Origin of the sequence: Pseudomonas sp. TH31 (assembly GCF_016650815.1) — a bacterium.
Classification (GTDB): domain Bacteria; phylum Pseudomonadota; class Gammaproteobacteria; order Pseudomonadales; family Pseudomonadaceae; genus Aquipseudomonas.
In genome coordinates, this window is sequence record NZ_JAEKEZ010000033.1 from 418,311 (window position 1) to 442,601 (window position 24,291).

Sequence of the window (24,291 nt, forward strand, 5' to 3'; positions counted from 1 at the left end):
CAGAGCCCATGACCGATCTGGATCGCTACCTGCAAGCCGCCACCCGCGACAACACACGTCGCAGCTACCGGGCGGCCATCGAGCACTTCGAAGTCAGTTGGGGCGGGTTTCTGCCGGCGACCAGCGACAGCGTTGCGCGCTATCTCGTCGCGCATGCGGGCTTGCTGTCGATCAATACCCTGAAGCTTCGCCTTTCGGCATTGGCGCAATGGCACAACAGCCAGGGCTTTGCTGATCCGACCAAGGCGCCAGTGGTGCGTCAGGTGTTCAAGGGCATTCGTGCGTTGCACCCTGCTCAGGAGAAACAGGCCGAGCCGTTGCAGCTTCAGCACTTGGAGCAAGTGGTGGCCTGGCTTGAGCAGGAAGCGCAAACCGCCCGTGCTGATGGCGATCAACCGGGATTGCTGAGAGCAAGGCGTGACATGGCGCTGATCCTGTTGGGCTTCTGGCGTGGCTTTCGCAGTGATGAGCTGTGCCGCTTACAGATCGAACACGTGAAAGCCACCGCTCAGTCGGGCATCACGCTCTATCTGCCGCGCAGCAAGAGCGATCGGGAAAACCTCGGCAAGACTTTCCAGACCCCGGCGTTGCAGCGTTTGTGTCCGGTTCAGGCCTACATCGACTGGATCACCGAAGCCGCGTTGGTCCGTGGGCCGGTGTTCCGTGGCATAGACCGTTGGGGCAACTTGAGCGAGGAGGGCTTGCACGCCAACAGTGTGATTCCATTACTGCGCCAGGCGCTGGAGCGTGCGGGCATCCCCGCCGAGCATTACACCAGTCACTCCTTGCGGCGCGGCTTTGCGACCTGGGCTCACCAGAGCGGTTGGGATTTGAAGTCGTTGATGAGTTACGTGGGCTGGAAGGATATGAAGTCCGCCATGCGCTATGTCGAGGCCAGCCCGTTTCTCGGGATGGCGCCACTCGCGGAAAAATCCATTGCCGCTGCTCAGTAAGTTTTCTTCTATTAATACTGTCGGCTAATAGCGAAAACCAATGAGCAGCATGAGGTTTGCCAATGAGCCATCCGGCGATCGAGTGGGTAGGATTCACCCCATCAACTTCTTAACCAAACTTTTCAACCCTGACGGAGAGTCACCGATGCCTATCATCAACAGCCAAGTTAAACCGTTCAAAGCTACCGCTTACAAAAATGGCGACTTCGTACAAGTGTCGGACGCTGACCTGAAAGGCAAGTGGTCTGTCGTGTTCTTCTACCCGGCTGACTTCACCTTCGTTTGCCCGACCGAACTGGAAGACCTGGCTGACAACTACTCCGCGTTCCAGAAACTGGGCGTCGAGATCTACAGCGTTTCCACTGACACCCACTTTGCCCACGCGGCCTGGCACAACACTTCGCCAGCCATCGGCAAAATCGAATACACCATGATCGGTGACCCGACCCACGCCATCTCCCGCAACTTCGACGTACTGATCGAAGAAGTAGGCCTGGCTGACCGTGGCACCTTCGTGATCAACCCTGAAGGTCAGATCAAAATTGTTGAGCTGAACGACGGCGGTGTTGGCCGTGACGCTTCCGAGCTGCTGCGCAAAATCAAGGCTGCCCAGTACGTTGCTGCTCACCCGGGCGAAGTCTGCCCGGCCAAGTGGAAAGAAGGCGAGGCCACCCTGGCTCCGTCCCTGGACCTGGTTGGCAAGATCTAAGTCTTGAAAAAGCATCCCCGGGGCGGGTTTCCGCACCTAAGTAAGCTGCAACCGCCCCCAAAAACGCCCGGGCGAGATTCGCTCGGGCGTTTTTTTCGCCTCAAATAAAGGATCGCCCGTATGTTGGACGCCAATCTTAAAGCCCAGTTGAAATCGTACCTGGAACGGGTCACCCAACCGATCGAGATCGTTGCTTCCCTCGACGACGGTGCGAAATCCCAGGAAATGCTCGAACTGCTGAAAGAAGTTGCCAGTCTTTCTACTCAAATTACGTTGCTCGACAACGGTGACGATGCCCGCAAGCCATCGTTCTCGATCAACCGCCCGGGTGCCGATATCAGTCTGCGTTTTGCCGGCATCCCGATGGGCCACGAATTCACCTCGTTGGTGCTGGCTTTGCTGCAAGTCGGCGGCCACCCTTCGAAAGCCAGCGTTGAAGTGATCGAACAGATCCGCTCGCTCAAAGGCCAGTTCAGCTTCGAGACTTACTTCTCGCTGTCCTGCCAGAACTGCCCGGACGTGGTCCAGGCGCTGAACCTGATGGCCGTGCTCAACCCGAACATCCACCACGTCGCCATCGATGGTGCGTTGTTCCAGGCTGAAGTCGATGACCGCAAGGTCATGGCGGTGCCAAGTATCTACCTGAACGGCGAAATCTTCGGCCAGGGCCGCATGGGGCTGGAAGAAATCCTCGCCAAGATCGACATCAGCGGTGCCGAGCGCCAGGCCGAAAAGATCAGCGCCAAAGAAGCCTTTGACGTGTTGATCGTCGGCGGTGGCCCGGCCGGTGCTTCGGCGGCGATCTACGCTGCCCGTAAAGGCATTCGTACCGGCGTGGCCGCTGAGCGTTTTGGTGGGCAGGTGCTGGACACCATGGCCATCGAGAACTTCATCTCCGTACAGGAAACCGAAGGGCCGAAACTGGCCAGCGCCCTGGAAGAACACGTCAAGCAATACGACGTCGACATCATGAACCTGCAACGCGCTACTGCGCTGATCCCGGCGAAGAATGTCGGCGAGTTGCATGAAGTTCGCTTCGAAAGCGGCGCCAGCCTGAAAACCAGGGCGCTGATCCTTGCCACCGGCGCCCGCTGGCGCGAAATGGGTGTGCCGGGGAGCAACAATACAAGGCCAAAGGCGTGTGCTTCTGCCCGCACTGCGACGGCCCACTATTCAAGGGCAAGCGTGTGGCGGTGATCGGCGGCGGTAACTCCGGCGTTGAAGCGGCCATCGACCTGGCCGGTATTGTCAGCCACGTCACGCTGCTGGAGTTCGACAGCAAGCTGCGCGCCGATGCTGTCTTGCAACGCAAGTTGTACAGCCTGCCAAATGTCAACGTCATCACCAGCGCGCTGACCAGCGAAGTGAAGGGCGACGGCGAGAAGGTAACCGGCCTGGTCTACAAAGATCGTGATTCAGGTGAGTTCAACACGGTCGAGCTGGAAGGGATCTTTGTGCAGATCGGTCTGCTGCCTAACACCGACTGGCTCAAAGGCACCGTCGAGTTGTCACCGCGTGGCGAGATCATCGTCGATGCTCGTGGTGAAACCTCATTGCCGGGCGTGTTCGCTGCCGGTGATGTGACCACCGTGCCGTACAAGCAGATCGTGATTGCAGTGGGCGAGGGTGCCAAGGCTTCCCTGAGCGCATTCGATCACTTGATCCGGGCCTCGGCCCCGGCGTAAGCGCCAAGGCTGAAAACACAAAAACCCCATGAGTGATCATGGGGTTTTTTATGCCTGCCGAAAAGATCGCAGCCTGCGGCAGCTCCTACAAAAGCCCGGTCATGCGTGATTCTGTAGGAGCTGGCGAAGCCTGCGATCTTTTGATTTTGCTTTACATCGGCGCAGGCTGAATGATCTCGACCCAGTACGCATCCGGGTCCTTGATAAACGCCAGGCTCTTCATCCGGCCATCGTTCAAACGCTTCTGGAAATCACAGCCCAGAGCTTCAAAACGCTCGCACGCGGCGCGAATGTCCGGCACCGAAATGCAGATATGACCGAAGCCGCGCGGGTCGGTGTTACCGTTGTGGTAAGCGAACTCCGGATCGTTCTCGGTGCCGTGGTTGTGGGTCAGCTCCAGTATGCCGGGAATCGACTTCATCCACTCGGTACGTGCTGCGGCGTCGGCCGGGATCTGGTTTTTATCGACCAGCGCCAGGAAGTACAGGCTGAATTCGGCTTCCGGGAAGTCGCGCTTTTCAACCAGCGAGAAACCGAGGATACGCGTGTAGAAATCCAGCGACTTGGTGATGTCCTTGACCCGCAGCATGGTGTGGTTGAAAACGAACTTCTGAGTGGCTCTATCAGGTTGGGCGGTCACGCCCGGGAAGGTGTTCAATTCGTGCAGGCTCATGGGCCCTCCGGAAAATAAGTGGGGCTGGCGAATGGTCGCAATGATACGCAAGCGTCCGGGCATCGCCAAACCAAAACGACCAGCTATTGCCTGGCGGCCGAGTGAGGCTCAGACTTTGTGGTTCAATCTGTGAGTACCCCTCGTAATGATCCGACCGTTCAAATCGCTGTTCGTTTTCATGGGTTTGTTTGCACTGGCCACCTCGGTGCAGGCAGACACCCCGAGCATTGCGTGGCCAAGTGGCTGGGAGGTGGAGGCTGTAGCGCCCAATGATGCCGCGCCGCAGGTATCCCGCCAGCGCGCGGTGAAAAATGATGCCGATGGCAACCAGGTGCTGGTGATGGAACTGACGATGACCCAAGTCGAAAGCGGCCATCAGGTCAATTTACAGGGCGTGTTGCTGGAGATGCGCAAATCGGTGCAGAAGGACTTCTTCCTGGGCGGCTATCAAAGTGTCTGCAACAGTATTCACCCGGCCACGTTGAGTCAACTGCCAGCGCTTGAAACCACTTGTACGGTTACCCAGAACGGTCGACACGTGCTGTCCCAAACATTGGTCGCGGCCGTGGAGGCGGACAAGGCCTATGTTCTTTCCTACGCCGGGCAAGCGGCGGCTTATAAGGCAAGTCAGGACGAAATTCAGGCTGCCCGTAACAGCTTGAAACTGTAGCCGAAGAATTGAATCGGCGATCGATTGCGCCAGGGCTCGGCCTCTTTAGATACCCAAAGGGATTAAGCACAAAGTTAGCTGGAAAGTATTGAGTTCTTGCCGAGGCGGCATCCCCGTCACAAGGTATTTCCAACTTTATCGACGACTATCGTCGCATTTGTTAGATGTCCCCCTAAAAAAGCCCTGCATTAGCAGGGCTTTTTTTGTAGTTGCAAAGGGTTAGCCGCGCAACCAGGAATCAACGGTAGCTGCGCCGTATTGTTCCTTCCAGGCTTTCAGGCCGCGGTGGTTGCCGCCCTTGGTTTCAATCAGTTCACCTGTGTGCGGATTGTGATAGACCTTGACCACACGGGCGCGGCGGGTTTTAGGCGCTGCCTGTTGAAGGCCCGACTTCGCCGGGTTCGGGTCGAGGATGGCGACGATGTCGCGCAGGCTCTTGCCGTAGGTTTTCATCAGCCCCTGGAGCTTTTCTTCGAATTCGATTTCTTTCTTGAGCCCGGCATCGTTCTTCAGGGACTCCAGTTGCTTGAGCTGTTCTTGAAGGGCCTTTTCAGCGGCACGAAATTCAGCGAGTCTGGACAATATCTTTACTCCAATAGTGTGTTTGGCTGATACCAACCGCAAACAAAGCTATAAGCCAAGAGCCTTGAAGCGACTCGGTGATAATGGCTCACCTGCCAATCTTGCACAGGCAAGAAAAATTGTAGTAGTTAATTGGCCAAGAGTAAATCCTGTCTTTTTCTTCATGTAACAACAGCAGTGTCTTGATTCAATTTGGGGCAGGATTTCGTTATTTACCAAGCCGGTTAATGGTGACTTAATGCATTAATGAAGTCGGCACCGGGCATTGGCCGGCCAAACAGGTAGCCTTGCAGAAAGTTCACGTGGTGCGTCGTCAGGTAATCGCTTTGCGCCTCGGTTTCTACTCCCTCGGCCACAATTCCCAAGTCCAGCTTGGCCGAGAGTTCGATTATGCTGTCCAGAATGTGCCCGGAAAGAGCATCGGCGCCGATCATCGCAACGAAACTCTGATCGATTTTCAGGAAATCCACATTGAACTGTCGCAGATAACCCAGGCTTGAATGGCCGGTACCAAAGTCATCGATCGCGATCATCACGCCCAACCCGTGAAGTTGCTCGAACAACTGGTGAGTGATGTCTGTGGGCTCGATGAGTTCACGTTCGGTCAGTTCCAGCACCAGGCTGATGCTGCCCGGCACAAAGGCCTCGATGAATTCGCGGCAGTCTTCCACCAGTTCCAGGTCCTGGCAGTGGCTGGCCGTGATGTTGATGCCGATGTGAAACGGCTTGTCGAACGATGCCGACACCGGCGCCAGCAGCGCGCAGGTTTGCTGCATCAAGGCGCGGGTCATCGGCACGATCAGCCCTGAGTGTTCCGCAAACGGGATAAACAGATCCGGCCGCACCAGGCCTTCCTTGGGATGATTCCAGCGCATCAGCACCTCAGTGCCGCTCCATTTCTTAGTGTCACCATGTACCACGGGCTGAAAATATGGAATGAACTCCCCGGCCTCCAGCGCCCGCCGCAGTTCAACGCTGGGCGAAGAGGCACGTTTTTGCAAGACATGCCCGATCAAGCCCGAGATCACGCCAAAAAAAATCAGCAGACTGAACAGCGGCGGATACTCACTGCTCATGTAGCGCCAGGTTTCGCCCTCGGGAAATCCGGCGGCTACGGTAAAGGCATACGGCCCGGAAACCCGCGTGCTTTGCGCCACCGGCAAGGCGGGCAGGGCGCCTTTATGGACTTTCCCGTCGGCGGATAACCAGTTATTGCCCACTTGCAGCAACAGCGAAGTCTGACGCCCGATCAGGCGCAGCAAGTTGCTCAGGTGGTAACCATTGAGTGTGGTTAGCGCGCCTTTTTTGTCATCACTGAGGCGATACACCAGCAGCGCGGTGTTAGGCGTCACCGGGTTGCCGTTCATTAACCACAACTGCCCTTGGGTGTAATCGCCCGGGTTAACCTGCTGCTGATAGTCACCAAACAACGAGCTGCAATAGAGGTTGTTGTCATACACCAGATTGGTCGAGCGCACGAAGGGGTGGCGCGTTACCTGCTCGCGCAGGGCCAGTTTGGCGTCGTTGCAACTGCCACCGGCTAAAGGCAGCAACACCTGTGCCGCCTCCGCTGTGTTGTCGAGCATCAGGTTGAATTGGAGCAGGGCTTCGTCGGCGGTTTGCTCGGAGCTTTGTTTGAGTGCACGTTCGGCTTGCATATTGAGGATGGCGAACCCCAACAGCACCGGCAGTACGCCGCTTAAAACGGTCACAGCAATCCGGATGCTGCGCTTGCGGCGGGACTTTACGGTCAGTGGCATCTGCGAAACCTGCGGCGATGGAACAAGGCGTTCAATGGCCATGATAGTTGGCCGTTTGCGCTTATGCCGCTCAGCGCTAGCTCAGGCTCGAAGCCAGTTTGATAAAGGCCAGGGTTGCCGGCGAAGATTGACGTTGATCCAGCACCGCCAACCCGACTTGACGTTTGACCGACGGTGACAGCGGTATCTTCACACAGCGACAGTCGTCGCCTTCCGGCAATGAGCTTTCGGCGACGACGGTCAGGGCATCGCCACGGCCCACGGTGTCCAGGGTGCTGAGCAATTGCGAGCAGCGAAAGCGGATGTTCGGCGTCAACCGGGCGGCATTGAACAGCCGGGAAACCAGCTCCGAAGAGCCGGCCTCGGTCAGCACGAACGGGTCATGACACAAGTCGCTCAAACTCAGGCTGTCGCGCTTTGCCAGTGGATGACCGGCGGGCAGCAGCGCGACCATTTGGTCCTCCAACAGCGAAAAGGTGTCGAAACGTTCTTCGGGCAGCACCACAAAACCGATGTCAATGCGCCGTTCTTCCAGCCACTGAATCACTTGGCGATCCGGGCCTTCATCGATGTGTACTTCGATGCCTGGATGGGCCGCGCGGTATTGTTTCAGGATCGTTGGCAGCAATTTTATCGATGATGTCGGGCCGAACGAGCCGATGCGTAGGGTGCCGCGTTTCATCCCCGGGCATCTGCGGCTTCCTGGCGCAAGGTGTTGGCCAACCCGAGCATCGCCCGGGCGCGCAGCAGTAGTTGCTGGCCGATGTCGCTGAGTTCGGCTTGGGATTGGTGCCGGTGCAGCAATTCGACGCCCAGCTCTTGTTCCAGCGACTTGAGCGCATGAGAAACCGCCGATTGCGAGATTCCCAGGCGATTGGCCGCCGCTGTGAAACCGCGCAGTTCAGCCACGAGCGAGAAGATTTCCAGTTGCGTCAGGGTCATGAGTGTTTACTCATTTTACGATGATCGGACATTAGCCAGATGATACGGCATCTTTTCTTCTGGTGACTTATGAGTAGCTATGAGCAAAACCCGACAAAGCCGTCGGATACGCCGGTTTACCTGAAGTTGGCGGCGGTGACCATGATCTGGGGCGGGACCTTTGTCGCCGGGCGTTTCCTGGCCGATAGCCTTAGCCCGTTGTTTGCCGCCAGCCTGCGGTTTTTGCTCGCCAGCATCGCGTTGTTGCTGTTTGTGTGGCAGGCCCGGGTGCCGCTGCTGCGACCGAGCGCGAGGCAATGGTTGCAATTAGCGTTGCTGGGGTTATTCGGCATCTTCTTCTACAACCTGTGCTTCTTTTACGGGCTGCATTACATCAACGCGTCACGGGCGTCGTTGATCGTGGCGTTAAATCCGGCGGTGATCGGCCTGGCGTCGTGGCTGCTGTTAAAGGAACGCTTGGGCCGGGCGAAAGTGGCTGGAATTGCGAGCTGTATCGCCGGGGCCAGTATCGTGATCGTCAGCCGAAACCCGCAATTGCTGGCGAGCAATGCCGATGCGTGGATCGGCGATCTGCTGATTTTCGGCTGTGTTCTGAGTTGGGGCGTTTACTCGCTGTTTTCCAGGGAGCTCAATCAGACATTGGGGCCGGTGCAGACAGTCACCTACTCGATTTTGTTGGGCACGGCGATGCTCTGGGCGACCAGTGCACTGCGCGGCGAACTGAGTGTCGATGCGCTGCTCAGCCTGGGGCCGCAACAATGGCTGGGCTTGACGTACCTTGGCGTACTCGGCTCGGCGCTGGCCTATATCGGCTATTACGACGGCATTCGCAAAATCGGTGCGACCCGCTCGGGTGTGTTCATTGCCTTGAATCCACTGACTGCCGTGATCCTCGGTGCATTGCTGTTGGGCGAGCAACTGACGCTGACCATGTGCCTGGGCGGTGGGCTAATCCTGGCTGGGATTTACCTGAGCAACAAACCGCTTGCGTCGGCCGCGAAAAAGGGGATTTGATACAGAAGGCGGACAAACCGTTTTACGCTGTGTAGAATCGAGTTACGCATACAATAATAAACGTCTTCTGGCAGCAGAAGCCTCGCCCACAAGAGCCTTGGGTCGACAATGAAGAGTTTTGGGTTCCAATTGATCTACGGTGACTTCCTCGCCCGCAGCGTTCGGGGCATCTCCTGCGCGCCACCCGGCAGTCTCAGCATTGCTAGCAACTAACGATACGTTAATTCTAAAAATGATGATGAGGCGCCAACCATGGCAGATTTATACGAAAACCCAATGGGCCTGATGGGCTTTGAATTCATTGAGTTTGCATCCCCGACCCCGAACACCCTGGAGCCGATCTTCGAGATCATGGGCTTCAGCAAGGTCGCGACCCACCGTTCCAAGGATGTGCACCTGTATCGCCAGGGCCAGATCAACCTGATCCTCAACAACGAGCCCCACAGCGTCGCATCGTACTTCGCGGCCGAGCACGGTCCGTCGGTGTGCGGCATGGCGTTCCGCGTCAAAAATGCTCAGCAAGCGTTTGCCCGCGCCCTGGAACTCGGCGCCCAGCCGATTCACATCGAAACCGGCCCGATGGAACTGAACCTGCCGGCGATCAAAGGCATCGGCGGCGCGCCGCTGTACCTGATCGACCGTTTCGGCGAAGGCAGCTCGATCTACGACATCGACTTCGTGTTCATCGAAGGCGTGGACCGCAACCCGGAAGGGGCGGGCCTGAAGATCATCGATCACCTGACCCACAACGTATATCGCGGTCGCATGGCCTACTGGGCCAACTTCTACGAGAAGCTGTTCAACTTCCGTGAAATCCGTTACTTCGACATCAAGGGCGAATACACCGGCCTGACCTCCAAGGCGATGACCGCGCCGGATGGCATGATCCGCATCCCGTTGAACGAAGAATCGTCCAAGGGCGCCGGGCAGATCGAAGAGTTCCTGATGCAGTTCAACGGCGAAGGTATCCAGCACGTCGCGTTCCTCAGCGACAACCTGATCGACACCTGGGATCGCCTGAAGAAAATCGGCATGCGCTTCATGACCGCACCGCCGCAAACCTATTACGAAATGCTCGAAGGCCGTTTGCCGAACCACGGCGAGCCGGTCGATCAACTGCAAATGCGCGGGATCCTGCTGGACGGTTCGTCCGAGTCGGGCGACAAGCGTCTGCTGTTGCAGATCTTCTCGGAAACCCTGATGGGGCCGGTGTTCTTCGAATTCATCCAGCGTAAAGGCGATGATGGCTTCGGCGAAGGCAACTTCAAGGCGTTGTTCGAATCGATCGAGCGGGACCAGGTGCGTCGCGGTGTGCTTGCCACCGAGTAAGCCGCTACAGAAATAGCAAAGCCCGGTCAGCATTACTGCTGACCGGGCTTTTTCGTTTTTGCTGTCCGTAGGAGCAAAGCTTGCTCGCGATTGAGGCGCCTCGGTGTATCTGGCGAATTGCGTCATCGTTCATCGCGGGCAAGCCTTGCTCCTACATTGGGCGGCGGCGCTGGCGGACGAGGTGTTTGAAGCCTTCAAACACCAGAACTACCACCGCCAACCAGATCGGAATATAGGTCAGCCATTCCCCAGGCTTGATGCTTTCCCCCAGCAGCAACGCCACACCGAGCAATAACACCGGCTCAACATAGCTCAACAACCCAAACAGGCTGAACGGCAATAGTCGGCTGGCGATGATGTAGACCACCAGCGCCGAAGCACTGATCAATCCCAGCACAGGGATCAGCAGCGACAGCCACGGGTATTGATCGAATACGTCAAAACCTTGTTCACCGCCCCAGACGAACCAGAACGCCACCGGTAGCATCAGGCTCATGTCCAGCCACAACCCCCGAGGTTGTCGGTCTTCAGCCACTTGCGCAGCACGAAGTAGGTGGGGTAACCGACCACCACCAACAACGTTGCCCAGGAAAAACCGCCGACCTGGTACAACTCGTTGAGCACGCCGAGGGAGGCGAAAAACACCGCGACTTTTTGCAGGTAGGACAAGCGCTCGCCGTAGGCAATCCGTCCGGTCAGCACCATCGACAGCGGCAGCAGGAAATAACCCAGCGAGACGTCGAGGCTGTAGCCGTTGAGTGGTGCCCACATAAACAGCCAGAGTTGCAGGCCCAGCAGTGTTGCCGACACGATCAGGGCAGCGAGCAGTTTCGGTTTACCGATCAGACGTTTAAGGATCTCGACCGAGCGCCGCCATTCGCCGGACACCACCATGAACACTGTCATGCAGGGCACGGTCAGGAGCATCCGCCAGCCGAAGATTTCTACGCCGCTCAACGGGGTGAGCAATGAGGTGTAGTAATACATGACGGCAAACAGCACTGAAGCTGTGACCGATAAAGCGATACCTTTAGACAAACTGTCCTCGCGGGGTTGAACGTGAAACCAGGGGGCGGAGGATACGTGGTTTTAGCGTAGAACATTGTCCGATTGATCAAGATCAACCGAATGTGAAACCTGTGGGGCGAGCAAGCTTCGCTCCTACAGGATGTGTGTCAGGCATTACGGGGTTTACGGCCGGACACGAAGTGGCTGACGTCATTGAACCCCGGTGTCGAGGAGTGCCCCGGCGTTACCAGCGAATCGATAAACGCCTCGTCTTGCGCCGTGATCTTCACCGCTTGGGCCTTGGTGTAGACGTCCCACTGTTCCTCGGTGCGCGGCCCGACGATGGCCGAGGTCACGGCGTTGTTGTTCAGCACCCAGGCGATGGCGAATTCGACGATGCCGACGCCACGACCCTGGGTGTATTGCTGGATCTGCTGGGCAATGCGCAGCGATTCAACGCGCCATTCGGTTTCGAGGATGCGTTTGTCCTGGCGCCCGGCGCGGCTGTTGGCGTCCGGCTTCACGTCTGGTGCGTATTTGCCGCTGAGCACGCCGCGCGCCAGCGGACTGTAAGGCACAACACCCAAGCCATAGGCGTGAGCCGCGGTGATTTGCTCGGTTTCAGCCTGGCGGTTGACAATGTTGTACAGCGGCTGGCTGATCACCGGCCGGTCGACACCGAGCTTGTCCGCCACGCGAATCACTTCGGCGATGCGCCAGCCACGGTAGTTGGACAGGCCCCAGTAGCGGATCTTGCCCTGGCGAATCAGGTCGCCGATGGCCGAGATCGTCACTTCCAGCGGTGTGTTGTGGTCTTCGCGATGCAGGTAATAGATGTCGACATAGTCGGTGCCCAGTCGCGTCAGGCTGGCGTCGATACCGTTGAACAGGTGCTTGCGGCTCAGGCCGCTGCGGTTCGGCACGCCATCTACCGGGCCGAAACCGACCTTGGTGGCGAGTACCCACTCGTGACGATTGCCGGCAATCGCTTCGCCGACAATCTCTTCGGAGCGGCCGCCGGTGTAGACGTCGGCGGTGTCGATGAAATTGATGCCCTGGTCCCAGGCCTTGTCGATGATCCGTAGGGAATCTTCGGTGCTGGTCTGTTCGCCGAACATCATGGTGCCCAGGGTCAAGGTGGACACCTGCAGCCCCGAATGACCCAGTGTGCGGTAACTCATGACGAAATCCTTTTGCCGATGGGAAAGGCGTCAATCAAATACCAGAACGGTTACCGGGAGCAATCGGAATATCGACTCAGTTTCACAGGGGGACTCATACAAAAAAGCAAAAGATCGCAGGCTGCGCCAGCTCCTACAGTTGACCGCGTACATTGGGGGGCTCGCGATCTACCGTAGGCGCTGGCGCAGCCTGCGATCTTTTGATCTTGACGTCTTAAACCTTCAACGTCCGCGTCATCCGCAACGCCAACACACTCCCGCACACAATCACCCCCGCCAGCAGATACAACGCCGCATCCGTCGACCCGGTGCTGTCCTTGACCCAACCCACCAGATACGGGCTCAGGAAGCCCGCCATCTGCCCCATCGAGTTGATCAGCGCCAAACCTCCCGCCGCCGCGCCCGCGCTCAGCAGCGCTGTCGGCACCGGCCAGAACATTGGCAGGCCGGTGAGGGCGCCCATGGTGGCGATGGTCAAACCGAGAATCGCAATCGCCGGCGTAGTGGCGAAGTTCACCGCAATCAGCAAGCCCACCGCGCCCATCAGCATCGGCACCACCAGGTGCCAGCGGCGTTCTTTACGCAGGTCCGCCGAACGACCGACCAGCAACATGAAGACTGCCGCCAGCAGGTAAGGAATCGCGCTCAACCAGCCGATCACCAGGTTATCGCTGAACCCCAGGTTCTTGATGATCGACGGCAGCCAGAAGTTGATCGCGTAAACGCCACTCTGGATGCAGAAATAGATCAAGCCAAACGCCCAGATCGCCGGGTTCTTGAACACCGCCAGCAGCGAGTCCGTGGTGGTTTTCGGCTTGCTGGCCAAGTCTTCAGCGTGGTCGGCTTCCAGCACGGACCGCTCGTGCGGGGTCAGCCACTTGGCATTAGCGTAACTGTCGCTGAGCAGGAAGTAGGCGAGGGCGCCGAGGATGATCGTCGGAATCCCTTGCAGCAAAAACATCCACTGCCAGCCCGCCAAACCCGCTTGGCCGGCGCCGAAGTGGTTAAGAATCCAGCCAGAAAACGGGCTGCCGAGCAGGCCGGACACCGGGATAGCCGACATGAACAGCGCCATGATGCGGCCACGGCGGAAGGTCGGGAACCACTGCGAAAGATAGAGCACCACGCCGGGAAGAACCCGGCTTCTGCCGCGCCGGTGAACAGGCGCAAGGTGTAGAACTCGGTCGGTGTGGTGACGAACAACAGACAGGTCGACAGCGAACCCCAGACGATCATCATCAGCGCAATCCAGCGCCGTGGGCCGAACCGGGTCAGCGCCAGGTTGCTTGGCACGCCGCATAGCACGTAGCCGATAAAGAAGATCCCGGCCCCGAGGCCATATACGGTTTCGCTGAACTTCAGCGCGTCGAGCATCTGCAGTTTGGCAAATCCAACGTTTACCCGGTCGAGGTAGTTGAACAGATAGCAGATGAAGATGAAGGGGATCAAACGCAGGGTAATGCGTTTGTAGACGGCGTTTTTATCGTCAGCGATGGCCTGGATAGCTGCGGCGCTCTGTGACATGGCGGCTCTCTCTTTATTATGATTTTTTGCGATGCAAAGGGTAACGTTGATCGCCCTATGAGTCTCGGCCACCCTTCGGGTGATTGTCTTTGTGCCTGAGCACAGGGTTTGCCAACAAGGCCTGTGCGGGTGAACAACCCGTCCCACCACGTTTTCAAGGATCTGCCCAATGTTTGAACTCGATCACGACCTGGCCCAGGACATCGTCGACCGGGCGATGGCTATCCTGCCTTACAACGTCAATGTCATGGACAGTCAGGGGCTGATCCTGGGCAGCGGCGAGCCCGAGCGCATCAACACTCGCCACGAAGGCGCGCAACTGGTGCTGGCCAATGGGCGGGTAGTGGAGATCGACGCGCAAACGGCGATTCACCTCAAAGGTGTACAACCGGGCATTAACCTGCCGCTGTTGCTCGATCAACGGCTGATCGGCGTGCTGGGCATTACCGGCGAACCGGAGCAACTGCGCACCTACGCCGAACTGGTGCGCATGACCGCCGAGATGCTGGTGGGCCAGCGCAACCAACAGGCCGAGCAGCAATGGCGGCGCCAGCGTTGCGATGATTTGCTCGCGTTGCTGCTGACCGACGCCGGGGACTCGCCACGCCTGGTCGACGAGGCGCAACAACTTGGGCTCAAGCCACAACTGACGCGGGTGCCTTACCTGTTTGAATTGGGCATGGAGCATGGACCGGGGCAAACCGTCGAAGCGCTTAGCGCCTGGTTGATCAGTCGATACCCTGACAGTTGGTGCGTCAGCTCCGCGAAGTCTTCGCTGCTGTGGTGCCGGCCGGCGAATCAGGTGATTGAGCATGAACGGCTGCTGGAAAAACTCGATGGCCTGGGCTGGAACATTCTGCGCATCGCCGTGGGTGGGCAGGCCGATGGATTGCCGGGGTTGCGCCGCTGCTATCGGCGGGTCGGGGACCTGCTGGCCTATGGGCGTGATGTGTTGCCGCGCTCGCGGTTGCTGACGCTGAACCGTTATCGGCTGCCGGTGATGCTCTGGCGCCACCGCAACGACGATGCGCTGGACGAATTGCTCAAGCCGTTGCGCAAAGTCATTGCCAGGGACAACAACGGCCAACTGCTGGCGACCTTGCGTTGCTGGTGCGACCACGACGGCCAGAGCCAGGCCTGTGCCGATGCGCTGGGCATCCATCGCAACAGTTTGCGTTATCGAATGGAGCGGATTGCCGAGTTGAGCGGGGTTGATCCGTTGCGCCTGGATGGGATGCTGGCGCTTTACCTGGGTGTGCAGCTTCTCCCCCAAACCGACGCGCCATAAAGACCAAGCGCAGATTCGTAGCAGCTGCCGAGCTGCGCGAGGCTGCGTTCGGCGGCGAAGCCGTCGCAAACCCGGAGTGCAAGGTTTTCCTGACACACCGCAGTGTCTGGCTTGGCGACGGCTTCGCCGCCGAACGCTGCCTCGCAGGCTCGGCAGCTGCTACGTCCGGCGTTCGACGGGGCAATTTGTAGAAATGAACAATAAACGCCATACCCGCTTGTGCAGCGGACCGGCGTCATCGTTGCGGGCAACTGGCAGCATGGAGGCATTGGAACTGGAGAATTCTCATGAAAATCGTCATCGCCCCCGATTCGTTCAAGGACAGCCTGAGTGCCCAGGGCGTAGCCGATGCCATCGCGCTCGGGTTGGTCGAGGTCTGGCCGGATGCGCAATTGGTCAAATGCCCGATGGCCGACGGCGGGGAAGGGACGGTCGAGTCGATTCTGGCGGCGTGCGCCGGTGAATTGCGTCGCGCCACCGTGCGCGGCCCGCTGGGCGCAGCGGTCGAAGCCGCCTGGGGCTGGTTGCAGCACAACTACACCGCGATCATCGAAATGGCCGAGGCCAGCGGCTTGCAACGGGTGCCGCCGGGGCAACGGGATGCGTGCATCAGCAGCACGTTTGGCACCGGTGAACTGATCCGCGCGGCACTGGATGCCGGGGCGCAACGGGTGATCCTGGCGATTGGCGGCAGTGCCACCAATGACGGCGGCGCCGGGGCGATGCAGGCCTTGGGCGTGAAGTTGCTCGACGCGCATGGCCAAATACTCGCCCCCGGTGGCTTGGCACTGGCACAACTGGCCCGCATCGACTTGAGTGCTATCGATCCACGCCTGAACACCGTGCGCTTCGACATCGCCGCCGACGTCAACAATCCGCTGTGCGGGCCCCACGGTGCCTCGGCGATTTTCGGGCCGCAAAAAGGAGCGTCACCGCAACAGGTCCAGCAACTGGACCAAGCCCTTGGGCACTTTGCCGATCTGTGCGCACAGGCACTGGATAATGACGTACGCGATGAGCCGGGCAGCGGCGCGGCAGGTGGTCTGGGGTTTGCGGCCAAGGCGTTTCTCGGTGCGCAGTTTCAGGCTGGCGTAGAAGTGGTCGCCGAACTGGTTGGCCTGGCTGACGCCATCAACGGTGCGGACCTGGTGATTACCGGCGAAGGCCGATTCGATGCCCAGACCTTGCGCGGCAAGACACCGTTTGGCGTGGCGCGGATTGCGCGACAGCAGGGTGTGCCGGTGATTGTGATTGCCGGGACCTTGGGTGAGGGCTATCAGGCGTTGTATGAGCATGGGATTGATGCGGCGTTTGCGTTGGCCAGTGGGCCGATGACGCTGGAGCAGGCGTGCGCCGAAGCGCCGCGGTTGTTGCGCGAGCGGGCGAGTGATATTGCCCGGGTTTGGCGCATCGCTACCCCCAAAACCTGACCCGTAGCAGCTGCCGAGCAGCGCGAGGCTGCGTTCGGCGGCGAAGCCGTCGTCAGCCCTGCACGCGAGGTTTTCCTGGCTTACCGTGCCTGGTATTGCGACGGCTTCGCCGCCGAACGCAGCCTCGCGCGGCTCGGCAGCTGCTACAGGGGGCATCCATCCCTGTGTTTCAGCGCTGAAACACTCGTAGCCTCATGAAATATATTTCCACTTACCCCGCAAAAAAACTCAAGCCCGGCCGATAACCCTCATAGGCGCGCAGAAACTTATTCCAAAAGCTGCGCTAAGCTGATCCGGCCGGTCGACGTGTCCGCCTGACAGCGATCATGGCACGGATGCTCGAAGCCTCAATCACTGAGAATCATCCTATGTCCCTGCGTAATCTGAACATCGCGCCTCGAGCTTTCCTGGGTTTCGCCTTCATTGCCTTGCTGGTTATCGTGCTGGGCGTGTTTGCCGTGAGTCGCATGTCGATCATCCGACAGGCCTCCGTGGACATGGAAAGCAATCAACTGCCCAGCATCACCTTCCTCGGCGTCATGACTGAAAACGTCCTGCGCCTGCGCATTCTCTCGTTCCGTGTGCTGGTGAACCGTGAAGCGGCCGGTCTGCAAGAAGCCGAAACCCGAATCACTGTGCTGGTGGACAAGGTCAAGCAGGCGCAGGCCAGTTATGCCGCATTGCCCGCCGGAGGCGAGGAAAAGGCGTTGTACCAGGCATTCGCCACGACGCTGGACAACTACCTGCAATCCCAGCGCGAGATGATGGACTTATCGCGACAGAACAAGCTGGATGACATGCGCAGCCTGATCAATACCAAGATCAAGGACGGCACCGATCAAATGGGCGAGCAGTTGAACAAGCTGATCGCCATCAACAAGGCTGACGCAACAGCGGCCGACGCGGCGTCCAGCAACCAATATGACTTCGCCATTAACGGCATCATCGCGGTGGCGGTGGTAGCAGCCCTGATGACCGTGCTGCTGGCCTGGCTGCTGACCCGCAGCATCGTCGAACCGTTGAACCGTGCCGTGCAGGCAGCCGAAACCATTGCCGGCGGCAACCTGACCAAAACTATCGAAGTGGACGGTAGCGACGAACCGGCCCGCCTGCTCGGCGCGTTGTCCGCCATGCAAGCCAACCTGCGCAAAACCATTGAACAGATCGCTGGCTCCGCGACCCAGTTGGGCGCCGCCGCCGAAGAACTGAGTGCTGTCACCGAAGAAGCCTCGCGGGGCCTGCAGCAACAGAACAACGAAATCGAACAGGCCGCCACCGCCGTCAATGAAATGACCGCCGCCGTGGAAGAAGTGGCGCGCAACGCGGTGTCGACCTCCGAAGCCTCGAACCAGTCGACCCAGGCTGCCCGTGAAGGTCGCAACCGCGTGGTGGAAACCGTTGAGGCGATCCAGACCATGACCCACGACGTGCAAAACACCTCGGTGATGATCGAAGGCCTGGCGGCTCAGGGGCGCGACATCGGCAAGGTACTGGACGTGATCCGCGCCATCGCCGAACAAACCAACCTGCTGGCGCTCAACGCCGCAATCGAAGCGGCCCGTGCCGGTGAAGCCGGACGTGGGTTCGCGGTGGTGGCGGACGAAGTTCGGGCGCTGGCCCATCGCACCGCGCAATCGACCCAGGAAATCGAAAAAATGGTCGCTGGTATTCAGAACGGCACCGGCGAGGCAGTCTCCTCGATGCAACAAAGCAACCAGCGCACCCACAGCACCCTGGAAATGGCCCGCGCCGCCGGGGTTGCGCTCGAGCAGATCACTCAGTCAATCCATATGATCAACGAGCGCAACCTGGTCATCGCCAGTGCTTCGGAAGAGCAGGCCCAGGTGTCCCGTGAAGTCGACCGCAACCTGGTCAACATTCGTGACCTGGCTATCCAGTCTGCCGCCGGTGCCAACCAGACCAGCACCGCTACCCACGAACTGTCGCGTTTGGCGGTGGATTTGAATGCGATGGTGGCGCGTTTTGTAATTTGAGATAGGGTTGAGACTGGAACACGCGCGACAGGAGAAGTACATGCGCTATTCAGCCCTGACCCAACGCATCGCCGGTGACGGAGCGGCGGCCTGGCAGATTCATGATCGAGCGCTGGAGTTGCGTGAGCAGGGCGTTGATGTACTGCTGCTGTCGGTGGGCGATCCGGATTTCGACACGCCCAAGCTCATCGTCCAGGCGGCCATCGACAGCTTGTTGGCCGGCGACACTCATTACTCGGACGTTCGCGGCACACGGGCGTTGCGCAACAGCATCGCCAGCCGGCATCGGCGACGCAGCGGTCAGGCGGTGGATGCCGAGCATGTGATTGTGTTGCCGGGGGCGCAATGCGCGGTGTATTCGGTGGTGCAATGCCTGCTGGATCCGGGCGATGAAGTGATCGTCGCCGAACCGATGTACGTCACTTACGAAGGTGTTTTCGGGGCCTGCGGGGCAAAAGTGGTACCGGTGGCGGTGCGTCCGGAGAACGGTTTTCGGGTGGATCCGGCCGATGTCGCGGCGCTGATCACCCCCAAAACCCGGGTCATTTTGCTCAATAGTCCGAACAATCCGTCTGGTGCCAGCCTTTCATTGTTGATCTGGCAGGAACTGGCGGTGCTCTGCGTTCGTCACGACTTGTGGCTGATCAGCGATGAGGTCTACAGCGACTTGCTGTACGAGGGCGAGCACATCAGCCCGGCCAGTTTGCCCGGTATGGCCGAGCGCACCGCGACCATTAACAGCCTGTCCAAATCCCACGCCATGAGCGGCTGGCGAGTGGGTTGGGTGATTGGCCCCAAACCCTTGGCCGAACACTTGGTGCACCTGTCGTTGTGCATGCTGTTCGGGATTCCGGATTTCGTGCAGAACGCCGCGCAAGTTGCGCTGGACGGGGACTTGCCGGAAGTGGCGCAGATGCGCGAAGAATATCGCCAGCGCCGGGACCTGGTGTGCGCACGGTTGAACGCGTGCCCGGGCATTCGGCCGATCAAGCCGGATGGCGGGATGTTCGTGATGGTCGATGTACGCCAGACCGGGCTGTGTGCTCAGGGGTTTGCCGAGCGGTTGCTGGAGGGGTATGGGGTGTCGGTGCTGGCGGGCGAGGCATTCGGGCCGAGCGCGGCGGGGCATATTCGACTTGGGTTGGTGGTGGATCAGGTGAAGCTGGCGGATGCGTGTCGACGGATTGCCCTTTGTGCTGCGGATCTTCTGGAAGCGCAGCGCGCCTGATGGGTTGAAGCAAAAAAATCGCAGCCTGCGGCAGCTCCTACGGGGTGTACTCAATTCCTTGCAGGAGCTGCCGAAGGCTGCGATCTTTTGATCTTTAAGCGTTCCAGGCTGAAACATTCACCAGATTCATCGGCCGCTCACCCGCCAACGCCATCAGCAGATTGTCCACCGCACACTTGGCCATCGCCTCCCGCGTCTCGTGGGTCGCCGAGCCGATATGCGGCGTCGCCACTACGTTGTTCAACTGCATCAACGGCGAATCCTGATTCAGCGGCTCGCGCTCGAACACATCCAGCCCGGCCGCGCGAATTTGCCCGTCACGCAACGCCTGGATCAGCGCCGCTTCGTCCACCACTTTGCCCCGTGAAATATTGATAAAGATCGTTTCAGGGCGCATCAAGGCGAACTGCCTGGCACCAATCAACCCTTCGGTTTCAGCGGTCAGTGGCAAAGTCAGGCAGACAAAATCCGCTTGCTGCAACAGCTCGGGCAGACTGCGGTATTGCGCATCAAAACGCTGCTCCACTGCAGGTTTCGGTGAGTGGCTGTGGTAGATCACCGGCATGCCAAAGCCGAAATGCCCGCGCTGGGCCAGCGCTTCACCGATGCGCCCCATGCCGATGATGCCGAGGGTTTTGCCGTGTACATCGGTGCCAAACTGCGCGGGGCCGATGTTGCGGTTCCACTGGCCGGCGCGAACCAGGTTGGCCAGTTCTACTACGCGTCGGGCGGTGGCCAGGATCAGCGCGAAACCGGTGTCGGCGGTGGTTTCGGTGAGCACGTCCGGGGTGTTGCTGAGCAGGATTCGCCGTTCGGTCAGGTAATCGATGTCGTAGTTGTCGACGCCCACCGAAACGCTGGCAATCGCTTCCAGATTCGGTGCGAGGTCGAGCAACGCAGCGTCCAGTTTCAGACTGGCGCCGAGCAAACCCTGAGCCCGGGGCAGGGCCGCGCGCAACTTGGCCAGACCCTCGGCATCCAGGCTTTCGATCAGGGTCACGTCAGTCTGCTCATGCAAGCGAGCCATCAGCAGCGGCGAGAGTTTCTTGTACAGCACAACCTGCTTGTTCATCGTCATCGTCTCAACTTCAATTCAAGGGTGAGCAGCCATCGGCCGTTTCACAACAGCCTTGGCCACGACCCGGTCACTGGCGCCGGGCTTGAGGAAAATCGTCAGCACCACCGAGAGCATCAACGCGCCGCTCATCAACAGATAAGATGCGCCGGGCGAACCGGTGGTGCTGTTCAAATAGCCGACCAGATAAGAGCCGCCAAACGAGCCGAGCGCGCCCATGCTGTTGATCAGCGCCATGGCACCACCGGCAACGTTGGCCGGGAGGATTTCCGGGACAATCGCAAAGAATGGCCCGTAAGGTGCGTACATGCAGGCCCCGGCGATTACCAGCAAAGTGTAGGACCACCAGAAATGTTCAGCGCCCAAGGCGTAGGAGCCGTAGAACGCAATCGAGGCGATCAGCAGCGGCGGCCAGACAAAGCGTTTGCGCTTTTGTAACTTGTCCGAGCCCCAGGATACCGCGAGCATGCCGATCACCGCTGCCAGGTACGGCAGCGCCGAGAGCCAGCCAGCTTCAACCATGTCCATCTGCAAGCCAGCCTTGAGGATTGACGGCAGCCACAGCACAAAACCGTAGACGCCAATGCTCCAGCAGAAAAACTGCAAGGCCAGCACGATCACTTTTGGCGAGCGGAAGGCTTCGGCATAGTTCTTCACGGCTTTGATGCCAACCTGTTCGGCCGCCAGCGCACTTTCCAAGTCGTGTTTCTCCTGGTCGCTGAGCCACTGGGCCTGGGCCGGACGCTCATCGGCCAGCCGCCACCAGATAAACGCCCAGATCACCGCTGGCAGACCTTCGACGATGAACATCCAGCGCCAACTGAAATGCTGCACCAGATAGCCTGACACCACCGACATCCAGAGCATGGTCACCGGGTTGCCGAGGATCAGAAAGGTGTTGGCCCGGGAGCGTTCGGCACGGGTGAACCAGTGGCACAGGTACACCAGCATCGCCGGCATAACCGCCGCTTCGACCACGCCAAGCATGAAGCGAATAACGATCAGCCAATAGGCGTTGGAGACGATCCCGGTCAGGGTGGCCAGGCCGCCCCAGAGGATCAGGCTGACGAAAATCAGTTTTTTGACGCTGTGCTTCTGGGCGTAGATCGCGCCCGGTACCTGGAAGAAAAAGTAGCCGAGGAAGAACAGCGCACCGAGCATGGACGACAGGCCCGGCGTGATCATCAGGTCGGCGGCCATCCCGGAAGCGGCAGCGAACCCGTAGTTGGCGCGGTCGAGGTACGCCAGGCTGTAGGTGATGAACACGATGGGCATGATGTACCACCAGCGGCGGGCGGCGAGCGTTGCAGTTTTCATGATGGTGCTCCTGAGCTTGTTGTTTTTGTCGCAGCAGGTAACGGTCTAAATGTTCAGTGGCCGGGCAGGCCTTTTCGCGGGCAAGTCGCACCGCTCGCTCCTACAGGCGATGCGCTAACCCTGTAGGAGCGAAGCTTGCTCGCGAATGGCGTCCTGGAACTTGGCGGGTAACTCACGGCGGGTCGGCAATCCCTCCATATCCCCCCGGCTCTGCACCGCACGACTGCCAATCCAGTTGGCGCGCTGCACGGCGTCGGCAAAGCTGTGGTTTTCCAGCAGAGCGCTGATCATCCCAACGGCAAAGCCATCGCCAGCCCCGACGGTATCGACAACTGTTTCCACCGGCACACCGGCCACAAAACCCTGGTCCAGATGCGTGCGGTAATAAGCGCCGTGCGGCCCGAGCTTGATCGCCACGGCTTCGGCACCCTGATCGAGGTAAAACGCCGCAATGTCGGCCGGGTCTTCAAACCCGGTCAGCAAACGACCCTCGCTCAAACCCGGTAGCACCCAATGGGCTAGGGCGGCGAGGCGGTTGATCTCGGTGATCATTTGTTGCTCGCTGGCCCACAGGCTCGGGCGCAGGTTTGGGTCGAAAGACACACTGCGACCGGCTGCGCGCATGCGGGTCATCAATTCAAAAGACATCTCCGGGCACTGGCCGAGAGCGCCGGCGGAATGCCGGTGGCGTGCAAGTGCCGGGCGCTGAGCAGTTGCGCGGTAATCGATTGCACCGACAAGTGACTGGCTGCCGAACCACGGCGAAAATACTCGACCACCGGGTCGCTGCCATCATCGGTACGCGACTTGAGTTGAAAGCCGGTGGGGTGTGCCGGGTCGATATCGACGTGGCGGCAATCCAGGCCTTCTTTCTCCAGCGTATCGATCACAAAGCGACCCAGGGAATCAGCGCCGACCCGGCTCAGCCAGGCGACGTTGAACCCCAACCGCGACAAGCCGATGGCGACGTTGTTGTCGGCCCCGGCAATGCGTTTATGAAAATGGCCAACCTCGGCCAGATCACCGTTCTGCTCGGCGACGAACATCGCCATGGTTTCGCCGAACGACAGAATATCGATCTCAGACATGTGCGTTCTCCAACCGTGATTGACCGAGGCGGGCGAGGGTGGCGACGTGTTCGGTGGTCAGTTGCACCAGGTCATCGCCTTGCAGTGGATATTCCGCCGCCCGCATTACGCCTTGGGCCATGTGCCGCAACAGTTGTTCCCACAGATGCAGGTCGGCGGCGCCGGGCGGCATTGCCACCAGTTTGCCGTCGGCCCGGCGGGCCACAGCCTTGCAGTGCACGTAACCGACATGCCGACCGAGCAACCGCGCGGCACTGGCGGCGGACTGGTCTTGCCATTGCCAGTTGCCGATGTCGAAGGTCATTTTGATCGGCAGGTTGTGCTGCTCGACTTCATTGAAGAAACGCTGGAACGGTTCGATGCGCCCTCCGTGCAAGGTCTGGTCGTTTTCGACCAGCAGTTGCACCGGGCTCTGGCTCAGTTGCCGGGCCAACGCCTGGAGATCGTTGTTGTCGGTGAAGTAACCGAGCGAGACTTTCAGCCATTTGGCGCCAAAGGTCTGGGCCCGTTGCAGGGTTATGGCGAGCTCGGGATTGGGTTTCGACTGACCGGCGAGCCACAGCTCGATGGGCGAGGAATAGACGCTTTCCAGGCCATGAGCCTGGGTGGCATCGGCCAGTTGCTCCGGGTCTTCAACCGTCAACAACTCTTCGCGCCATTCGATGCGCGTGGCGCCGGCGGCGGCCAATACGTCGACAAAACTGCCTTGGCCGCGCTGGCGGACCAGGTCGGCGCCATAGCTGGAGAGGCTGATGGAAACGGGTGGTTTATTCATTGTTATCTACCTCTGAAACCGGTTTCATTTTTGTTCAAAAAAAGGCGGCAATTTGTGTGGGGTTCT

Annotated in this window: 17 protein-coding genes and 6 pseudogenes; 12 read left to right on the plus strand and 11 right to left on the minus strand. The window is 59.3% G+C overall.

Features of this window, described 5'->3' with window-relative positions; all coding sequences use genetic code 11:
- Positions 1-8 precede the first annotated feature (8 nt).
- The 4 genes and pseudogenes from JFV26_RS27635 to JFV26_RS34265 all read left to right on the plus strand — a co-directional run bounded on the left by JFV26_RS27635 (position 9) and on the right by JFV26_RS34265 (position 3,517).
- Positions 9-953 carry a site-specific integrase gene (locus JFV26_RS27635; protein ID WP_201196769.1) on the plus strand — a complete coding sequence of 315 codons (945 nt, stop codon included), beginning with the start codon at positions 9-11 and terminating at the stop codon, positions 951-953.
- 145 nt (positions 954-1,098) lie between these two features.
- On the plus strand, positions 1,099-1,662 hold the full coding sequence (ahpC, locus tag JFV26_RS27640) for an alkyl hydroperoxide reductase subunit C (protein ID WP_149661727.1): 564 nt from the start codon (positions 1,099-1,101) through the stop codon (positions 1,660-1,662).
- A 120-nt stretch (positions 1,663-1,782) separates the two neighbouring features.
- Positions 1,783-3,347 (plus strand): annotated as a pseudogene (ahpF, locus tag JFV26_RS27645) (alkyl hydroperoxide reductase subunit F).
- Between the two features lie 38 nt (positions 3,348-3,385).
- Positions 3,386-3,517 (plus strand): hypothetical protein, encoded by a 132-nt coding sequence (locus JFV26_RS34265; protein ID WP_274610384.1) that lies wholly within the window; start codon positions 3,386-3,388, stop codon positions 3,515-3,517.
- Here the strand turns inward: JFV26_RS34265 and gloA are convergent.
- On the minus strand, positions 3,499-4,020 hold the full coding sequence (gene gloA / locus JFV26_RS27650; RefSeq protein ID WP_201196771.1) for a lactoylglutathione lyase: 522 nt from the start codon (positions 4,018-4,020) through the stop codon (positions 3,499-3,501). The genes JFV26_RS34265 and gloA overlap by 19 nt on opposite strands.
- A 145-nt stretch (positions 4,021-4,165) precedes the next feature.
- Here gloA and JFV26_RS27655 point away from each other — a divergent pair, with 145 nt between their 5' ends.
- Positions 4,166-4,690, plus strand: coding sequence for a DUF4946 domain-containing protein (locus JFV26_RS27655; protein WP_201196773.1), 525 nt, complete (start codon positions 4,166-4,168; stop codon positions 4,688-4,690).
- 219 nt (positions 4,691-4,909) lie between these two features.
- Here the strand turns inward: JFV26_RS27655 and JFV26_RS27660 are convergent, their stop codons facing one another.
- The 3 genes and pseudogenes from JFV26_RS27660 to JFV26_RS27670 form a co-directional block, all read right to left on the minus strand.
- Complete coding sequence (locus JFV26_RS27660) at positions 4,910-5,272, minus strand: histone-like nucleoid-structuring protein, MvaT/MvaU family (protein WP_201196775.1); 363 nt, start codon at positions 5,270-5,272, stop codon at positions 4,910-4,912.
- Positions 5,273-5,496: 224 nt separating this feature from the next.
- Positions 5,497-7,032, minus strand: coding sequence for an EAL domain-containing protein (locus tag JFV26_RS27665; RefSeq protein WP_201196777.1), 1,536 nt, complete (start codon positions 7,030-7,032; stop codon positions 5,497-5,499).
- A 76-nt stretch (positions 7,033-7,108) separates the two neighbouring features.
- Positions 7,109-7,974: pseudogene (locus JFV26_RS27670) on the minus strand (LysR family transcriptional regulator).
- A 69-nt stretch (positions 7,975-8,043) separates the two neighbouring features.
- On the opposite strand from JFV26_RS27670, the gene JFV26_RS27675 reads away from it, so the two are divergent.
- Both JFV26_RS27675 and hppD read left to right on the plus strand, forming a co-directional pair.
- Complete coding sequence (locus tag JFV26_RS27675) at positions 8,044-8,988, plus strand: DMT family transporter (protein WP_201196779.1); 945 nt, start codon at positions 8,044-8,046, stop codon at positions 8,986-8,988.
- A gap of 252 nt (positions 8,989-9,240) precedes the next feature.
- Complete coding sequence (gene hppD, locus JFV26_RS27680; protein WP_201196781.1) at positions 9,241-10,317, plus strand: 4-hydroxyphenylpyruvate dioxygenase; 1,077 nt, start codon at positions 9,241-9,243, stop codon at positions 10,315-10,317.
- Positions 10,318-10,468: 151 nt separating this feature from the next.
- Here hppD and rarD read toward each other — a convergent pair.
- The 3 genes and pseudogenes from rarD to JFV26_RS27695 form a co-directional block, all read right to left on the minus strand.
- A pseudogene (gene rarD, locus JFV26_RS27685) lies at positions 10,469-11,355 on the minus strand (EamA family transporter RarD).
- A 137-nt stretch (positions 11,356-11,492) separates the two neighbouring features.
- Positions 11,493-12,506, minus strand: a complete 1,014-nt coding sequence (locus tag JFV26_RS27690) for an aldo/keto reductase (protein ID WP_201196782.1) — start codon at positions 12,504-12,506, stop codon at positions 11,493-11,495.
- Positions 12,507-12,720: 214 nt separating this feature from the next.
- Positions 12,721-14,030, minus strand: a pseudogene (locus tag JFV26_RS27695) (MFS transporter).
- Positions 14,031-14,199: 169 nt separating this feature from the next.
- Here JFV26_RS27695 and JFV26_RS27700 point away from each other — a divergent pair.
- From JFV26_RS27700 to JFV26_RS27715, 5 genes and pseudogenes are all read left to right on the plus strand, one after another.
- Positions 14,200-15,318 (plus strand): sugar diacid recognition domain-containing protein, encoded by a 1,119-nt coding sequence (locus JFV26_RS27700; protein ID WP_201196784.1) that lies wholly within the window; start codon positions 14,200-14,202, stop codon positions 15,316-15,318.
- A gap of 287 nt (positions 15,319-15,605) precedes the next feature.
- Complete coding sequence (locus tag JFV26_RS27705; RefSeq protein ID WP_201196786.1) at positions 15,606-16,748, plus strand: glycerate kinase; 1,143 nt, start codon at positions 15,606-15,608, stop codon at positions 16,746-16,748.
- Between the two features lie 368 nt (positions 16,749-17,116).
- Positions 17,117-17,884 (plus strand): annotated as a pseudogene (locus JFV26_RS35050) (MCP four helix bundle domain-containing protein); the annotation flags it as partial.
- The gene (locus tag JFV26_RS35055; protein WP_446739953.1) at positions 17,879-18,742 is read left to right on the plus strand and encodes a methyl-accepting chemotaxis protein; all 864 of its coding nucleotides are present in this window, start codon (positions 17,879-17,881) and stop codon (positions 18,740-18,742) included. The pseudogene JFV26_RS35050 and the gene JFV26_RS35055, both read left to right, overlap by 6 nt.
- Positions 18,743-18,782: 40 nt before the next feature.
- A complete protein-coding gene (locus tag JFV26_RS27715) occupies positions 18,783-19,970 on the plus strand; it encodes a pyridoxal phosphate-dependent aminotransferase (protein ID WP_201196790.1) in 1,188 nt (395 codons plus the stop codon).
- Between the two features lie 94 nt (positions 19,971-20,064).
- Here JFV26_RS27715 and JFV26_RS27720 read toward each other — a convergent pair whose 3' ends face one another.
- The 4 genes and pseudogenes from JFV26_RS27720 to JFV26_RS27735 form a co-directional block, all read right to left on the minus strand.
- Positions 20,065-21,042 carry an NAD(P)-dependent oxidoreductase gene (locus tag JFV26_RS27720; protein WP_201196792.1) on the minus strand — a complete coding sequence of 326 codons (978 nt, stop codon included), beginning with the start codon at positions 21,040-21,042 and terminating at the stop codon, positions 20,065-20,067.
- 21 nt (positions 21,043-21,063) lie between these two features.
- Positions 21,064-22,362, minus strand: coding sequence for an MFS transporter (locus JFV26_RS27725; RefSeq protein WP_201196794.1), 1,299 nt, complete (start codon positions 22,360-22,362; stop codon positions 21,064-21,066).
- Between the two features lie 114 nt (positions 22,363-22,476).
- Positions 22,477-23,450, minus strand: a pseudogene (locus tag JFV26_RS27730) (sugar kinase).
- The gene (locus tag JFV26_RS27735; RefSeq protein ID WP_201196795.1) at positions 23,443-24,225 is read right to left on the minus strand and encodes a sugar phosphate isomerase/epimerase family protein; all 783 of its coding nucleotides are present in this window, start codon (positions 24,223-24,225) and stop codon (positions 23,443-23,445) included. The pseudogene JFV26_RS27730 and the gene JFV26_RS27735 overlap by 8 nt, the downstream one beginning before the upstream one ends.
- Between the last annotated feature and the right edge of the window lie 66 nt (positions 24,226-24,291).

Bases quoted from the DNA above. Each gene is read 5' to 3' on its own strand.
- hppD (WP_201196781.1), top strand. From the start codon at position 9,241: ATGGCAGATTTATACGAAAACCCAATGGGCCTGATGGGCTTTGAATTC.
- JFV26_RS27700 (WP_201196784.1), top strand. From the start codon at position 14,200: ATGTTTGAACTCGATCACGACCTGGCCCAGGACATCGTCGACCGGGCG.
- JFV26_RS27715 (WP_201196790.1), top strand. From the start codon at position 18,783: ATGCGCTATTCAGCCCTGACCCAACGCATCGCCGGTGACGGAGCGGCG.
- ahpC (WP_149661727.1), top strand. From the start codon at position 1,099: ATGCCTATCATCAACAGCCAAGTTAAACCGTTCAAAGCTACCGCTTAC.
- JFV26_RS27665 (WP_201196777.1), bottom strand. From the start codon at position 7,032: ATGCCACTGACCGTAAAGTCCCGCCGCAAGCGCAGCATCCGGATTGCT.
- JFV26_RS27705 (WP_201196786.1), top strand. From the start codon at position 15,606: ATGAAAATCGTCATCGCCCCCGATTCGTTCAAGGACAGCCTGAGTGCC.
- JFV26_RS27635 (WP_201196769.1), top strand. From the start codon at position 9: ATGACCGATCTGGATCGCTACCTGCAAGCCGCCACCCGCGACAACACA.
- gloA (WP_201196771.1), bottom strand. From the start codon at position 4,020: ATGAGCCTGCACGAATTGAACACCTTCCCGGGCGTGACCGCCCAACCT.
- JFV26_RS34265 (WP_274610384.1), top strand. From the start codon at position 3,386: ATGGGGTTTTTTATGCCTGCCGAAAAGATCGCAGCCTGCGGCAGCTCC.
- JFV26_RS35055 (WP_446739953.1), top strand. From the start codon at position 17,879: ATGCAAGCCAACCTGCGCAAAACCATTGAACAGATCGCTGGCTCCGCG.
- JFV26_RS27675 (WP_201196779.1), top strand. From the start codon at position 8,044: ATGAGTAGCTATGAGCAAAACCCGACAAAGCCGTCGGATACGCCGGTT.
- JFV26_RS27655 (WP_201196773.1), top strand. From the start codon at position 4,166: ATGATCCGACCGTTCAAATCGCTGTTCGTTTTCATGGGTTTGTTTGCA.
- JFV26_RS27690 (WP_201196782.1), bottom strand. From the start codon at position 12,506: ATGAGTTACCGCACACTGGGTCATTCGGGGCTGCAGGTGTCCACCTTG.
- JFV26_RS27735 (WP_201196795.1), bottom strand. From the start codon at position 24,225: ATGAATAAACCACCCGTTTCCATCAGCCTCTCCAGCTATGGCGCCGAC.
- JFV26_RS27725 (WP_201196794.1), bottom strand. From the start codon at position 22,362: ATGAAAACTGCAACGCTCGCCGCCCGCCGCTGGTGGTACATCATGCCC.
- JFV26_RS27720 (WP_201196792.1), bottom strand. From the start codon at position 21,042: ATGAACAAGCAGGTTGTGCTGTACAAGAAACTCTCGCCGCTGCTGATG.